This window comes from Flavobacterium sp. Root420 (assembly GCF_001427905.1).
Lineage (GTDB): Bacteria > Bacteroidota > Bacteroidia > Flavobacteriales > Flavobacteriaceae > Flavobacterium.
Genome location: NZ_LMEF01000020.1, coordinates 1 through 16,307 on the forward strand (window position 1 = coordinate 1; position 16,307 = coordinate 16,307).

Below are 16,307 nucleotides of genomic sequence, written 5' to 3' on the forward strand. Positions count from 1 at the left end.
GTTCCATCGCTGATCACATAAGGGATGCTGATGGCCGTTGCCGAGTTATAGTTSGCATYMGGTGTGAAGGTAATCACTCCCGTAGCCGAGATGTTTACYGTTCCGTTTGTAACTGTTATGGTTTGAACACCGCCTGTTAARGCMGTTCCGTTGATAGATATAATTGTTAATGTATCTCCGTCAAGATCCGTATCCAGGGCAAGCGGGTTTAATGTTACTGTTGCATCTTCTGCAACCGTGTAGCTGTCGTCAACTGCAACAGGAGTATCATTGACAGCTGTCACCTTGATAAGCTCATTGGCTGTAGCCGTAGCGGTTCCATCGCTGATCACATAAGGGATGCTGATGGCCGTWGCCGAGTTATAGTTGGCATCCGGTGTGAAGGTAATCACTCCCGTAGCCGAGATGTTTACCGTTCCGTTTGTAACTGTTATGGTTTGAACACCGCCTGTNNCCGTAGCCGAGATGTTTACCGTTCCGTTTGTAACTGTTATGGTTTGAACACCGCCWGTTAAGGCAGTTCCGTTGATAGATGTAATTGTTAATGTATCTCCGTCAAGATCCGTATCYAAAGCCAGTGGRTTTAGCGTAACTGTTGCATCTTCTGCAACCGTGTAGMTRTCGTCAACTGCAACAGGAGTATCATTGACAGCCGTAACTGTGATAAGCTCATTGGCTGTAGCCGTAGCGGTTCCATCGCTGATCACATAAGGGATGCTGATGGCCGTTGCCGAGTTATAGTTCGCATTAGGTGTGAAGGTAATCACTCCCGTAGCCGAGATGTTTACTGTTCCGTTTGTAACTGTGATTGTTTGTGCTGCACCCGTTAAAGCCGTTCCATTGATTGAAGTTACAGTCAGTGTATCTCCGTCAAGGTCCGTATCCAGGGCAAGCGGGTTTAGTGTTACCGTTGCATCTTCTGCAACCGTATATATATCGTCCACTGCAACCGGGGCATCATTTACAGCTGTCACCGTGATGCTTAATGTAGCGATATTGGATACAACTCCATGATTGTTGTTTACAGTATAGTTGATTGGCGTAGCAGTTCCATTGTAATTTGGCTCAGGGGTAAATGTTACCACACCTGTATTATCCACGCTGTAGCTTCCCTCGCCTGTAACGCTGAAAGTCGTTTGAATTCCCGTGGTAGCAGGATCCAGATCTACAGTTGCTACATCGGTGGTTCCACCAACATTTGTATCATTGGTTGTTACATTAACGGTTACTGCTGTATCCTCATTAGTAGTTGCGGTATTATTATTAGCAACAATCACAGATTTAGTTTCTGTCTCTGTTGGAGTGTCATTACCTATATTAGTACCTGAGTCATCCGATACTGGATTATTACTACCATCTACTCCGGTTGCATTTGCAGAATTTATAACTTTTCCTGCTATAAGATCAGCTTCTACAACTGTATGAGTAGCTGTAATATTTACTGACGCACCCGGAAGAATTGATGCTACAGTTGCAGGAGATATACTTCCAGCATCTGCATTAGCATCAGTAATATTTATGTTTATAACCGGTACTTTTCCAGTATTTGTAAGCACTAAATCATAAGTAATTACATCTCCTGCCTTGTTATATAATCCTGTCCTTGCTGTTTTAAGAAGTTTTATTTCTGCCAAAGGAGTAGCAATATCAGTGTCATTACCTAAAGTAAAGTCGATATTATCCCCCGTTATCGTGGCGGAATTTGTTACTGCACCTGTACCCTTTATAGTTGCAGTAATTGTTAACAAAGCACTTGCATCTACAGCGAGGTTACCAACATTCCAGACTCCGGTAACTGCATTGTAAGTTCCAATACCAGGCACTGCAGAAACAAAAGTGTAACCACTAGGCAAAAGATCAGTAACTTTAACATTTTGATCTACATTTGGTCCATTATTTTTGGCAGTAACAGAAAATACAACCTCATTGGGAAGAGTTCCATTTGCAACGGACTTTATTACTTCACGATCGCCGCAAACAGCAACATAAACCGCTGCAGATTTTCCGGTAACACCACAATCACGTGTACCAGTAATTGAATAATTTCCCGTTTTTATAGGAACTATAGATTGGTTGGTTGCTCCTGGTATTAGAACTCCGTCAAGATACCATTGATAGGGCTGCAACCCTGGGTCTGCAGTTATAATATTGATAGCACATCCATTACTGTCCTTTGTAACTTCGGGTAAAGCCGGAGTTTCATTAAATGAAGAAAAGAATCCTGACATAGAGAATCCTCCACCTTGCTGGACTATACCAACATTCATTCTTGCCGTAGAGGTAACGGTAATAGTTGCAGGATTACTAATTTGTAAATTGTCAAAACGAATTAGATAAACTCCTGTGGTACCTAACTGAAAACGTAAATTACCTGTAGTTGTTTCAATATTTGATCCATTTACAAAAACAGCAGCAGATGAAGATTCTACCAGTACAAATCCAAAATAGGGCAATACTTGATTATTATAACCTTTAAATTCACTAGTGGAAGTCCATTTTGACCCCGAACATCCTCCAACAGGAAGTACCGTTGCAATATCAACCTCACACGTCTGTGCTGATCCAGAATAGACCGCAATAGGTTTATCGGATTCAATTATTGAAGAAGAGTAACTATTAGTGGCGTTTCCGTGGTGAATCGATTGAAAACTTCCCCCAGCTGGAAGAGTATATGTTACTGTATTAATAAAGACTCCACTTTGATTGTAATTAGATACCTTAACTTGAGTATTTGCCTCAGTGGCAACTATTGTAGATTGTTCAGGTAAATTAGTTCCCGTCCCGGCAGTACCGCTTCCGCGAATTACGATATAACGCATTCCAAGTATACTTACCGGTGCCATTTGATCTACCGCTCCATCGCCGCATCCTCCCGGCGCATCTGTATAAGCACCCGTATTAGCAACAACTGGTTTATTAGCTTCTAACAAATCTCCAGTACCCGCAGGCTGAAATAAATAACTTTGTCCTTTATTTAATAATACCAGATCTGCCCCATTTAGCTTTACCTGTGTATTATCATCAATTGCCATTACCGAATATACAGGTCTATTTAATGCCCCGTTAAAACCCTGAATACCGGTAAAGTTCGTTCTATAATACCCTAATCGGAAAGATGTACCTCGTCCCTCATTACCAAAGCTCACCAGAGAAGCATTTCCTTTTATGGTTGCTCCTGAAGTATCACCACCACTGCCATTAGCCTGATCCGAAGCTACGTTTCTTAGATTTACGGAAACTTTGCCTCCTGTACTTTCTACTATTAGTCCTCTATCATTTAGAACGCTATTAACAGGATTACTATTTAATAGCCAAGGCGATCCCACGAAACGATATACATCAGGTGCTGCAGAAGTAAGCGTGCGGGTTGCCAGAAGGGTGCCATCGCTTTTCTTTAAAGTTACTGTAACTGTAGTAGTGGATTCAGTAGTAAGGACAATTTCATTGGCATTACTCCAGTATTGCCAGGGAGACGGCGCGATATAATGACTCGTTGAATATTGCGCATTTCCCTTAAACACCACAAAAAGCAGTAAAATTAAGAACAATAAACTTTTAGGTAATTTTTTTATCATAGTTAAGTATTTTAGCAATAGCAGGAATAAATTCTGGACATATACACTTTCTAAAGTTTTATAAAACTGCCCTTGTAACTGGAAATAGTAACGTGGCATTATTATAAAATTGAATTTAATTTAGCTATTAAAAATTCGGCGCGAAACTACCTATTACTTACTTCAAAAAATGATGTCATGCTTTACGTATTAAGCAATTGGTAAAATATCCACAAAGTCACCAGTATTTAATCAACTGATATAAAGCATATTGGCTAAAACAAGAAAAATGAAGAGTTAAATCCATTAATTCACATACTGTAATCTAACTCTGATAATATAATTATCATAAACAATAGCATTTCTTATTAGATGCATTAAATCATCTAGATCATCTGGAACAATGATTGCAGAAAAAAAGAATTTTATTGGATGAGTCTGTTAAATTAGTTTTCGATAAGGATATTGTATAACTTTATGAAGTTTCAAGCCTATGGATTTGTTCATATATAGCTCAACAAATTAGCAGAAGAATTTAATAAAATAAATTCCTAACATTAAAATAAATTGTTGTTAAAATGCAATTAACTTTTTTGGTATGATAAAAATATTGACTATTTTAGAGTATCATTGCAGATAACCGATACACCTGATGCAAATCCGAATAACTTCTATAAACATAACTATATTAAATTACTACATTAAAAAATTATCAGCCTGACTTTTATTTACATTAATCTCCAAAATCCAGAATTTTCTAATATAAATTGAAAATTCAAAAAACTATTCTATATGCACTTAAAATCTTTTCTCTTCCTATTTATAATTATTTTTTCTCAAAATAATTTCTCCCAGAATTCAAAATACGACAGTATTTTTTCTAAAACAGCGCAAGATTTACTGAGTTCCGATCCAAAAAAAGCTTTAAGCAATACTGATTATCTTTACAAGATTTCAAATAGTAGTTCAGAAAGAATTAAGGCTTCCATGCTGAAGGCAACTCTCTTACGTCAGTACGGTTTGCGAAATGAAGCAATATCTTCTTTAAAGCGTGCCGATAGTTTAGCTGATATAGCTAAGGATTATAATCTGCTGGCACGCATAAATGGGTTCCTCTCGACCCTATACCGTGAAAACGAAATTTACAGCTTAGGAACAATACATTTGCAAAAAGCAGTCGCAGTGAGTCAAAAAATTGAAGATAAAAACTTAGTGTATAAATTTCTAGGCATCTTATCTCAAGAAGTGGCCTATTATCATATGCATTCTTCCCAGTACTCAAAAGCTATTAAAAGCCTTAAATCAGGGAATAAACTTTTTGAAAAAGCGGGCACAAGTTTCGATAAGAATTTCCAGATCGCTGCAAATGACGAACTTATTGCTAAAAATTATCTTTCTCTTCATAAGGCGGATTCAGCATTAATTAACTATAAGAAATCTCTAAGGGAACTAGAGGCCTCCCAGTATCCGAATAGTCCTCTTAAAGGTTTTTTGTATAACGGACTTGCAAATCTTTATGCGCAGTTAGGAAACTTGTCAATGGCTACATTATATTATAAAAAAGCAGAGGAGATTGCAATAGCCTCTAATTTCTTTACATTAAAGCAGGAAGTATATAACTCTTTATTACAGTTCTATAAAAAGACTGACAATAAAAAATATATTACATATAATGAAATGAATATAAAGTTAAACAAGGAAGAAGAACACAACAGGAAAATTATTGCCGATGATTTAATAAAAACGCTACGTAAAAAACAATTGGACAGCAAATCCAATTATCAAAAAAGTACATACTTACTTATTGGTATTTGCATACTCGTTATTTTAATCACTGCAGGAATCTATATCTATAAAAGGAATCAGGATCATAAAAAGTTCAAGATATATATTAATAAAGTTGACAGCGATCCTGAACCTCTAATTCCCCCCCAGAAAGAAATCAGCAAACAGCTTATGTCAGAGACAACTGAAAATGAAATTTTAAAAAGTGTGAAGGAGTTCGAAAAGACGGATCTTTTCCTAAACAAGGAGATATCGCTAAATGTAGCAGCTGGCATTCTCAACACTAATCACCGTTACTTGTCATATGTCATCAATAAACACAAATCGAAGGATTTTGGAAGCTATATAAATGAATTGCGAATAAATTATATTGTAGATCGTTTAAAAAGTGATCCGAGTTATTTAAAGTATAAGATAAGTTATCTCGCTGATCAGGCAGGCTTTTTATCGCATAGCAGATTCACGACCGCGTTTAAAAAAGTGACAGGAGTATCGCCTTTAAATTTTATTACTTATTTGCAGAAGGAACAAGAAGGAAAATTTAAGAATTAATGGCGGTCGGCGTTAAACTGCCTGATCTCTATTCCCTGACTATACCATGTCATCATAATATTGGTGTTTTACGAATTTGATTACATAGTGGAAAAAAAACAACTATAGGCTTTGTAACAGAATAGTGGCACCTTGTATCTAAAAAAAACTAAAAATTCAGTATTGATTAGAACTACCTCAATGATTTCGAATGTGCAATGCTCCAGAGACAAAATAGCTTACGCAGCAGCTCTTAGCCCCGATAGCAGTGAAATCCTTTTGTGCCGAGGCTGGGCACAAAAGATTGGAACGTATAGCGGGAAAAAGCTCTTAAAAATAGCCCTATATACAATTGACAATGATGATCACTCAAAATTAGATTCTGGTAACAATTCCCAATACTCGATTAATTCAGGTCGTGCAGAATTCTGCCCACTCGTACATCAAAAAGAGAAAAGACTTTATTTTTCTACAGCAAAAGAAAGATTCCCCAATGATCAAAAATAGCTATTGGGTGAATTTCGATCAGCAGAAATACAATGATTCTGACCGTAAGCCACGCTAATCTAAATCGCGTTTTCGATAGCCGGAAGTTTATATAGGTATCTGTTCAGCAACCTAAAACTAAACTAAAAGAATTATATTTTTAGCTTTTTGGCTCTTACCTAGAAAAAAAGATTAAATTGACCATGCTTTTCATCATAAAAGTAATGAGGGGTTCGATGAGTTAAACGGAGAATAATCTCAAAAGATTATACCCTAGATTATTCTTAATATGCTTACTAGACTTCTTCTAAGCAAAATCATTACTATACAAGGTTTTATTTTTCGATCTAAGCAATTATTTTACAATTCCCATTGGTACTTTTGACTTACTTCTGATGTAGAATTAATTCTACATTACGCTATTAAACATTCTACATTATTATGATTTCATTATAAGTAATTTTATCCCTGAATAAGAATTAACTTATAACTTTTCTATTCTAGAAAAAAACAAAATCTTATAAACTTTGTCAATTATATTTTGAAAAACAAAATTATAAGCCAGCATTATTGTTGGTTAAATGAATATAAAAACATGAAAGCAAAGAAAACAAAAATGATGTTATTGTTTGTCTTCCTTGGATTAACTCACCTGTCGAGTGCTCAAACAGGTATAGGAACGACTACTCCAAATGCAATTCTTGAGGTGAAATCTGAAGAAAGCGGAATATTGATTCCCCGAATGACAGCTTTGCAGATAGAACAAATCAGTACTCCACATGAAAGCGAATTGGTTTTTAGCACGTCGGCAACAGGAGCTACTGTGAACCAGACCGGATTTTGGTATTACACTGGCTCTCTTTGGGCTCCGCTTATCGCAGTAAGCAGTACAGGCCAAAATATCTACAATAGTGATGGAGCTTTGCTCGCAGACAGAACCGTTACACTCGACGGAAAAAATTTAAATTTCGGGGCAGGGAAGCTTTTTATTAATGGAGGCAATGGCAACATCGGAATCAATACAGACCAACCCACAGAAAACCTGGATGTAAACGGTACTATGAGAATTCGCAACCTGGTTCAGGGCAACGTGGTGACTACAGCACAAGGAGAACTTTCTAATGATAACGGGCTTGTTCATAAATATGGAGACATCCGTTTTTCTTACCTTTCAGCAGACCATGATGGCTGGTATTTGCTAAATGGGAGAGCTATCAACACACTGCCTGCTACTGCACAAACGCAAGCTGGTCTTTTGGGCATCTCCGGAAACCTGCCTAATGCAGCAGGATTGTACATAAAGCAAGGCACAGCCGGTACAATAACCGGAGCAGCCAGTGTTACGCTACTACGGACTAATTTTCCAAATATTACCTATACCGGAACCTTCACGCTCTTTCAATCACATACATTTACAGCTCTGGGAACTAATGCTGTTAATACGGCTCCCGGTAACACTTGGGGGATGCAATTAGCGGGAGGATCACAAGCAGGATCTACCAACAGCAATCAGACCTATACTAGTTCCAGTAACGGAGCGCATTCCCATACGGTAACAATGCCTTCAGGAGGTTCCAATACACCTTTTGCTTTAAATCCCTCCAATATTCAATTTAACTATTTTATTTATTTAGGAAAATAAAGGATTATGAAAAAAAAAATTACTTTATTTCTGTTGTTTGCGATGGCAATCGTCAAAGCCCAGACCGGAATCAATACTATTACACCACAGGCAAGACTGGATATCGTTTCAACTACTAGTGGGATACTGATTCCAAGGATGACAGCAATTCAGGCTGAAAATATTCCCGCACCGGCTCTAGGAGAGCTTGCCTATTCTACCACTGCTAATGGAACTACCATTAATGATATTGGATTTTGGTATTATGATGGTGCGATTTGGAGACCTTTAAAAGCTAGTCTGCCTGCTCCTCAGAATATCTATACCGTCGATGGTACACTGGAAGCTGATCGTTCAGTAAATCTAAATGGTCACAATTTAAATTTTGATCCAAACAAGCTCGCACTAAAAGCTGCAACCCAGCGAATTGGAATGGGCGAAAATGCTCCCACCACCACGGCAGAGGTCAAAGGCAATGTACGTGTCAGAAACCTGACTGCAGGAAATGTAGTGGCTCTATCTAACGGAACACTAGCCATAGGACCCAAGTTTGCCTATGGAACAGTTAAGGAATCATTACGAACGGCCGACCACAATGGCTGGTATAAGTTGGATGGACGTGCTCTCAATACACTCCCAGCAGCGGCGCAGGCCAATGCGGCTGCCATAGGACTTAGCGGTACATTGGCTAATGCTGACAGCCGCATGATGAAACAAGGAACTCCATTTGCTACTGGAGGTGCTAATACTTATACTTTAACGAAGGTTAACATGCCTAACTTTACTATGAGTGGCACAACTAGTACCGCTGCAGCCCACACCCATACTTTTGGTTCCGGGGGATGGGGTATGGACTGGGCACCAGGTGGAAACAATCTGGTTGTCAGGACTGGAGGGCCTGTTGAAAGCACCAACAACGTTGCTGTCGATGCAGCTGCTGACCATGGCCATGCTCTTAGTTTCAATACAGGAGGAAGTAACACGCCTTTCAACATCCTGCCTGAATATATTACTTTCACGTACTTCATTTATTTAAGTCAATAATAAACTTATGAAAAAAGCCATTTTATATTTATGTATCATACTGTTAAACGGAGCATTCTGTTATTCACAGGGAACTCCAGTCGGTATTGGCACCATCAATCCGCAAGCAGTACTGGACATTGTTTCTACTGCTCACGGGATATTAATTCCCCGCATGACAGCACTTCAGGTTGAAGCCATTGCCAGTCCGGATGAATCTGAACTGGTGTATTCCCTGTCAGGTAATGGAACTGTTGTTAACAAATCAGGGTTTTGGTTTTATCAATCCGGGGTTTGGGTACCTATTGCAGGAAACTCAGCCGTTGCAGCTAATATTTATACTGTAGACGGTACCTTAACTTCGCAAAGGGTAGTTGACCAGGACGGAAAGTTTTTAAATTTTGGATCTAATTTATTGTACCTCAATGGAAACAATCCTGTTGTGGGTATCAATACTAACTCACCAACCAATACACTGGATGTAAATGGAAACGTAAAAACCCAGGCTTTAGCAGCTGCTAAAGCTGTAATTTCCGACTCCAATGGTGTATTGATGCATAATGATGTATTTTTTGATTACGGAGATGTCAAGCCTTCTTACTCAACAACAGATCATGATGGTTGGTATTTACTGGACGGAAGAAGCATTAGTACACTGCCTGCCAATGCACAGACTAATGCGGCCAGTGCACTTGGAAGCATCACCAATCTTCCCAATGCAGCCGGTCGATATTCGATGGGAACAACTTCAACAACGGGTAATACAGCAGGCAGCAATACGGTAGCATTGGTAAATGCCAACCTGCCCCATGCACCTACAGGTTTGCCTGCTGTTCGCACAACTTTAACAGCGACCGCAGCTGCTGCAGGCGCACATGCCCACACCTTTACTTTTCAAAATACAAGAATTCTTTCTCCTTCCGTAACCGGGGGGAATAATATCCATGTATTCTGGCTAGCTGGCCCTAGGTTTACAGCAGCAAATTATCCGCAAAACACAACTTCTACTTCTCATAGTCATACCTTTTCTTTGAATACCGGAGGTAACAACACACCTTTCAACATAACACCCCAAGCCTTAAATTTTAATTATTTTGTTTATCTCGGACAATAATTATCTTCATGATCATACAAAGAGAATCTATCTAAATTATTAACACTTCAACTCTAATTGGGAGAAAAAAATTGGTGAAAATCGATTTTTATCTACTCAGCCATTCATAACTATAGATAATCTTACACACTTTTAGAATGTTTTTTGTTTTTTGTAGTTCTGCAGCATTAGTGTTTTAATAAAATCAGCATTTTCCAACTCATTTATTTGGTGATATAATATGGTAAATATTTTGTGTAAATTATTCAAAAAAAAAAGTAATTCTTATATATTTTTATATAAAACCACTGTTCAGTAATTTTAGTTTGAATTTGAGATAAACATTTACCGCTAGTTTTGGTCATTTCAAAAATTACTAAAATGCTTTTATAAACCAAACTTTTGAAAAAAGGTATTTTTTCAGTTACACTTTCATATGATTACCAGCTATAAACTTTACTACATTTAACTGTTGTTTGATTACTCAAATATGCGTCGTAAGTACTATCATTTAATCCTTTAGCAAATTGACCTACCAGTAAATATGATTATGGAAGAATCAAAAAAAAAAGAGCTGCTATAATAAAATAACAACTCATAATTATCCATAATAATTTAAATTTTATTACATCGAAGTAATAATAAACTCACTGCGTCTGTTTGCTTGATGTTCTGCCTCGGTGCATGAAACTCCGTCGGAGCATTTGTTAACCAGCTGTGTTTCACCATACCCCTTTCCTGTTAGTCTGCCCGGATCAATTCCGTTTTTCTCCAGCCAGGCTATAGTAGATTTTGCTCTTCTATCAGATAAGGCCACATTGTATTTATGAGTTTGGCGACTATCTGTATGCGAACGGACATCGATTTTCATCATTGGATTCTCTTCCATCACAATCAGTATTTTTTCCAGCTCATAAGCGGCATCCTTTCTTATAAATGATTTATCCAGATCAAAATAAATAACCTTTATCCCAAATACTTTGGCTAAATCATCTCCTACTTTTACCGATTTTACTTTTTTCTCTAATGCTATTGACACATCTGTTTTTCCTGTTTCTTTAGTAACGCTGATTTTCTGTTCATTTGTATTATATTCCGGTTTACTGGCTCGTACATAATACGTTTCTCCACAAGTTACTTCAAATGTATAATAACCTTTATCATCGCTGAATATTCGTTTTAGTTCTTTAAAATTATGATCTAGTAGTATAACCTCAGTATTGGATAATAGTTCGCCAGTATCCAGATCCTTTACTACTCCTGACAATTCCTGTTCACAAATTAGTTTTCTGGTTTCTATAAATTTATAAATATCATCATATCCCTTACCTCCTTCTCTATTGGAAGTAAAAAATCCGGATCTGCTCACATTGTCTATCAATAATGCAAAATCGTCAGTCCTACCATTAACAGGTGCCCCAACATTTTGAGATTCTTCCAGGACTCCATCTTCTCCTATTTTGGATACAAAAATATCTAATCCTCCCAATCCAGGCCGTCCGTCTGTAGCATAGTACAATTCATTATCAGCACTAATAAATGGAAAAGTTTCTCTTCCAGGGGTATTGACAGAAACTCCTAAATTTACCGGTGCACCAAAACTTCCATCTTTGTTGATGGCAACTTTAAATAAATCAGATTGCCCTAAAGTGCCAGGCATGTCCGAAGCAAAATATAATGCTTTCTCATCAGGACTAAGTGCGGGATGTGCTACACTGAATTGTTCACTATTTAATGGCAATGCAATAACATCTGTCCATTTCCCTTCTTTTTGAGTGGCTTTGTATATTTTCAGCAGGATAACTTTATTGCCGTCTTTACCTTTTTTACCGTCTAAATAATTGTTTCTGGTAAAATACATGGTGGTACCATCTTTGGTAAAAACAGGCGTTGATTCGTGATATTTGGAATTTATACTCCTCTGGAAACGTTTGGGTTGGCTTAATTTCCCGTTTGAGTCTACTGTTGATTCGTATAAATTGGTAAACGATTGATTTGTCCATTTGAAGATTTTCTTGGAAACCCCACCTGTGTCTCTTGCCGAGGCAAATATTAGCTTCTCTTTCGAAAAGGAACTTCCATAATCTGAATATTCCGAATTAATTCCAGCATCCTCAATGGTATAGCGACCTGAATTGGCTTTGATTATTTCTAAATAATTTCTGTTTTTGTCAAATAGTTTTGCCCGCTCATCATTTCCTGATTTTTTGTTGAATTGGGACATCATTTTATCGGCTTTGTCGTATTGATCAACTGATTTTAAGCATTGTGCATAACGATAATAATATTCAGCGTCCTGATCATTGCTCATTGCAAAGAGTTCACTATACCACTTTTCTGCTTTAACAAAGTCGGCATTAAAATAATAGGCATTACCCAGCTTTTGAAACAGCTCTGCCGTTTGATACCCCTTGTCAGCAATGCGTTCATAGGTTTTTATTGCGTCTATGTAGGCATAATTATTATATTCCTTATCGGCGGAAGCTAATTTTGCTTTTTGCCCATATCCCTGAGCAACAATTAGGCTTAAAAAAGCAGTCCGTATTAACATTTGTATTTGTGTTTTCATCATGATAGGATCGTATTAAAAAAATCTCGGAGATATAATTTTATCAGATTGATTGAAAAGCTCATAGCGTAAAAATATTTCGTGAGAGCCTGAATTGTAATTGGCTAATTTTGTGGTTTCCAAATCGTATCCATAACCAATGAACCACGAATCACTTGCCTGGAATCCTACCATAGCACTTACCGAAGCACTCCATCTATAGGCCAGTCCGGCAACAAATTTTTCGTTTATCATAAAATTACCCGACAGGTCTACTTGTAATGGTGCTCCTTCTACCGTTTTAGCTAAAAAAGCCGGTTTAAACTTTATATCCGGAGTCAAATCAAATACATGCCCACCTATTACATATAAATTCATATGCTCTTTATTAATGGCTACAGTATTATCGTTATATCGTTTCGTTTCAAAGAAATTGGGAATCGATACTCCAAAATAGGACTGATCCGAATGAAGGTAAAGCCCTGCTCCTATATTAGGGGTAAAATTATTATTCAGGTTTTGAAATTCTTCATCTCCCTGATATTGAGGATTCAATTTATTAATATCTAAATTAAAAAAATTAGCAGTTGTTTTGATTCCAAATGATAACTTAAACTCTTCTGATACCGGAATCGTGTAAGACAGGTCTATTGAAGCCGTGTTCTCTACTGTTGGTCCAATACGATCACCCACAAAAGATACTCCCAGTCCTAAGTTATTATTGAGTGGAGTATTGATAGAGGCAGCATTGGTAACCGGTGCCCCATCTAATCCAACCCATTGTGTCCGGTGTAAAATAAAGGCACTCAGAACACCTCTTGATCCTGCATACGCTGGATTAACGTTAATGGTATTGTACATGTACTGGGTGTATTGGGCATCTTGCTGTGCAGTACAAAGAAATCCTGTTAGCATGATTGCCACTATCAAAAATTTTGTTTTCATATTTTTATGTTTAATAATTCGTCACTATTCAGTACCCAATCATAGTGCAGAAATATATTAGTTGTGTCTTTGGTCTAATTTGTTTCATTTTTAGTCTCTTAAAACAAATTATCTTCTGTTGATGTACAGATATCCCGCTTTCTTTATGGTTTGGGGGCTAGTACCCGAATACTTAATATTTAAAATATAAAAATAAGTACCTGCCGGTAAAAGTTCATTTTTGGAAACAGTCACCCTGCCATCAGAGTATCCTCTAAAAACATTTCCATTGGAATCATAGTTATGGGTCTCAAAAACTTTTACCCCCCAACGATTGTATATTTCAACTGTATTATCAGATGAACATTCTGTCAACCCATCAATTTTAAAGTATTCATTTTTATTATCACCGTTAAGCGATAATGCATTATAAACAACAAGGGCGTTGCATGGCGATATGATTTTCTCTCCAAAAATTCGCGCTAAAGTAAAAATTCCATATCCTGAAGGGGTTACCACACTAGTTACTTCTTTTGTCGCAGGATTGGCTGCACCTCCCTCGTCAATCCATAATTTCCGACTGGCATCCCAGCGGACAATATGTATTTCGTCATAAGGTGCTGCATATATAGCTTTAGGTGTCGTCTCTTCATTCCACGATAAGGTCAAAAGAACAGGACTTTCCCCATTCGTCCTGTCAATTGTCCAATATTCCTGATTATCGATTAGATCAATGATTCCTGTTCTATCCGCATGAGGATACAACGCATTTGAATTTTCCAGAAAATATTTACTCCTAAAAGTATCCGAAGTATTGTCTGGTGCTGATATAGAGGCATATCGAAACTGTCCTTTATCTCCGATAGGAAACTGAAAAGCATCATTCCCGTTTTTACGGACAAAACCATCAACATGACTGTTTTTATCAACATTAATATGATTTGCTGCATTCTCAAAAATGAGTAATCCTCCATAATTATCATCATCTACAATTCCCTGCTGAAAATCTGATGTTCCTGATATACTTACTTCATTAGACAAATGAAAAGCAGGTTGTACATTACTATTATAAAACTCTCCATCGTACCATTCCATAGGCATATTCCCCGATATATCCTGATAGCCAAGTTGTCCTCGCATGCGTGTTATGCCTGTTGTAGAACCTGTGGTAAAAGTTACAAGTCCATCATTATTATAATGACTGTACACATAGAAATCCCCATCGTTGAAAAAGTTACCGGTACTCTTGTTATCCATTGCTCCCACAGTAGACATGATACTGCCCGGGGTAATGTATAAATCGCCAATATTAATCGTTTGGGCATTCAATGCTGCAGTAAATAAGAGGGCAAGGATAAAACTGCTTTTATTAATTACTATTTTCATAATGATACTATTTTAGAAAACATTTTTCCAATTTCTCCAATCTCTCATTCATTGATTTAGCATTTTCTTTAAGTATTTCGAGCTCCTTATTTTTGGCATCTATTTGTTTTTGCTGCTCAATTACATATAAGTATAATTCCTCTATTTTTTCTAAAGATTGTACCGATAAATCTGTTAAGTTGAATGAATACCCATCTTTTGTTTTTATAAGATCTTTAATAGAAGTTACACCTGGTAAATGTTTGTTTTCTTTAATATAATATTCTACTTCGTTTAAAGATTTAAACTTATAATCTTCCTTTATTACAGATGATCCGGTAAAGTAATCTTCAAACACATAATCGGCATAAACACTGCTTGCCGTTCTGATAGAACCGTTTACCGCAAGCATTTCATCTGCAGGTATGCCAAACATTGCTGTTTGTCCTATAGCTACTTTGCCCATCATATAAATATCTTCAGTATTAAGTGTAGCTTGGGTACCTATAGCACTTTGCTTGAACCAAGGTTCTACTTTAAGTGGTGTTAAATCTACTGTCGCACCATTTATACCATTCACCGTTGTTAATAATAAACCATTCGTTGATGTAAAAGCATTTGACACACTGTTCACCGCAGGAGCAGTACTACTCACTCCATTTACAACTGATGTAATCGTATTATTCGGATTCGTTAAAGTATTTGTAGTTCCAGGTATAATAGTATTTACTACATAAGGGCTCGCTATAGTTCCTGAACCCGTAACAGATACATTAGTTCCTGCAATAGTTACACCACCTTGACCATCTACTCCATTGGTTCCGGATATACCTTGAGGACCTTGTGAGCCTGTTGCGCCATCAACTCCATTTGTTCCATTAGTTCCCGCAACACCTTGCGGTCCTGTCAAGTTAGAAGTTACGAAAGTAGTTCCGTCTGTATAAGTGATCGTAAAAGTACCGTTTCCGTTATCCGTTGTACTGGCGATACCTTTTCCATCTACTCCGTTAGTTCCGTTGCCTCCATCAACTCCATTTGTTCCATTAGTTCCCGCAATACCCTGTGGTCCGGTTAAGTTTGAAGTTACGAAAGTAGTTCCGTCTGTATAAGTAATCGTAAAAGTACCGTTTCCGTTATCCGTTGTACTGGCGATACCTTTTCCGTCTGCTCCGTTARTTCCGTTGGMTCCATCAACTCCATTTGTTCCATTASTTCCCGCAAYACCCTGTGGTCCKGTYAAGTTTGAGGTTACAAAAGTAGTTCCGTCWGTATAAGTAATCGTAAAAGTACCGTTTCCGTTATCCGTTGTACTGGCTATGCCTTTTCCATCTGCTCCGTTAATTCCGTTGGATCCATCAACTCCATTTGTTCCATTAG

The 16,307-nt window shown here is 37.5% G+C and carries 9 protein-coding genes and 2 pseudogenes; 5 read left to right on the forward strand and 6 right to left on the reverse strand.

Annotated features, from left to right (window positions below; all coding sequences use genetic code 11):
* A partial coding sequence (locus ASC72_RS24370) for an Ig-like domain-containing protein (protein WP_206743212.1) occupies positions 1 to 452 on the reverse strand: 452 nt, incomplete at both ends.
* 2 nt (positions 453 to 454) lie between these two features.
* Positions 455 to 3,674: pseudogene (locus tag ASC72_RS24805) on the reverse strand (Ig-like domain-containing protein); the annotation flags it as partial.
* 672 nt (positions 3,675 to 4,346) lie between these two features.
* Between ASC72_RS24805 and ASC72_RS11765 the strand changes: the two are divergent.
* The 5 genes from ASC72_RS11765 to ASC72_RS11785 all read left to right on the forward strand — a co-directional run bounded on the left by ASC72_RS11765 (position 4,347) and on the right by ASC72_RS11785 (position 10,114).
* Entirely contained in the window at positions 4,347 to 5,891 is a 1,545-nt protein-coding gene (locus ASC72_RS11765; protein ID WP_056190938.1) for a helix-turn-helix domain-containing protein, read from the forward strand.
* Between the two features lie 162 nt (positions 5,892 to 6,053).
* The gene (locus tag ASC72_RS11770; RefSeq protein ID WP_131725811.1) at positions 6,054 to 6,377 is read left to right on the forward strand and encodes a hypothetical protein; all 324 of its coding nucleotides are present in this window, start codon (positions 6,054 to 6,056) and stop codon (positions 6,375 to 6,377) included.
* A gap of 574 nt (positions 6,378 to 6,951) precedes the next feature.
* A complete protein-coding gene (locus tag ASC72_RS11775) occupies positions 6,952 to 7,998 on the forward strand; it encodes a hypothetical protein (protein ID WP_241775686.1) in 1,047 nt (348 codons plus the stop codon).
* Between the two features lie 6 nt (positions 7,999 to 8,004).
* The gene (locus tag ASC72_RS11780) at positions 8,005 to 9,021 is read left to right on the forward strand and encodes a hypothetical protein (RefSeq protein WP_056190944.1); all 1,017 of its coding nucleotides are present in this window, start codon (positions 8,005 to 8,007) and stop codon (positions 9,019 to 9,021) included.
* Positions 9,022 to 9,028: 7 nt separating this feature from the next.
* Positions 9,029 to 10,114, forward strand: coding sequence for a hypothetical protein (locus tag ASC72_RS11785; protein WP_056190946.1), 1,086 nt, complete (start codon positions 9,029 to 9,031; stop codon positions 10,112 to 10,114).
* Between the two features lie 604 nt (positions 10,115 to 10,718).
* On the opposite strand, the gene ASC72_RS11790 is transcribed toward ASC72_RS11785, so the two are convergent.
* From ASC72_RS11790 to ASC72_RS11805, 4 genes and pseudogenes are all read right to left on the reverse strand, one after another.
* A complete protein-coding gene (locus ASC72_RS11790) occupies positions 10,719 to 12,662 on the reverse strand; it encodes an OmpA family protein (protein ID WP_056190949.1) in 1,944 nt (647 codons plus the stop codon).
* A gap of 15 nt (positions 12,663 to 12,677) precedes the next feature.
* Entirely contained in the window at positions 12,678 to 13,586 is a 909-nt protein-coding gene (locus tag ASC72_RS11795; RefSeq protein ID WP_056190952.1) for a type IX secretion system membrane protein PorP/SprF, read from the reverse strand.
* 108 nt (positions 13,587 to 13,694) lie between these two features.
* Positions 13,695 to 14,951 (reverse strand): gliding motility-associated C-terminal domain-containing protein, encoded by a 1,257-nt coding sequence (locus tag ASC72_RS11800; RefSeq protein WP_056190954.1) that lies wholly within the window; start codon positions 14,949 to 14,951, stop codon positions 13,695 to 13,697.
* 7 nt (positions 14,952 to 14,958) lie between these two features.
* Positions 14,959 to 16,307: pseudogene (locus ASC72_RS11805) on the reverse strand (collagen-like protein); the annotation flags it as partial.

Bases quoted from the DNA above. Each gene is read 5' to 3' on its own strand.
- ASC72_RS11765 (WP_056190938.1), top strand. From the start codon at position 4,347: ATGCACTTAAAATCTTTTCTCTTCCTATTTATAATTATTTTTTCTCAA.
- ASC72_RS11775 (WP_241775686.1), top strand. From the start codon at position 6,952: ATGAAAGCAAAGAAAACAAAAATGATGTTATTGTTTGTCTTCCTTGGA.
- ASC72_RS11780 (WP_056190944.1), top strand. From the start codon at position 8,005: ATGAAAAAAAAAATTACTTTATTTCTGTTGTTTGCGATGGCAATCGTC.
- ASC72_RS11785 (WP_056190946.1), top strand. From the start codon at position 9,029: ATGAAAAAAGCCATTTTATATTTATGTATCATACTGTTAAACGGAGCA.
- ASC72_RS11790 (WP_056190949.1), bottom strand. From the start codon at position 12,662: ATGAAAACACAAATACAAATGTTAATACGGACTGCTTTTTTAAGCCTA.
- ASC72_RS11795 (WP_056190952.1), bottom strand. From the start codon at position 13,586: ATGAAAACAAAATTTTTGATAGTGGCAATCATGCTAACAGGATTTCTT.
- ASC72_RS11800 (WP_056190954.1), bottom strand. From the start codon at position 14,951: ATGAAAATAGTAATTAATAAAAGCAGTTTTATCCTTGCCCTCTTATTT.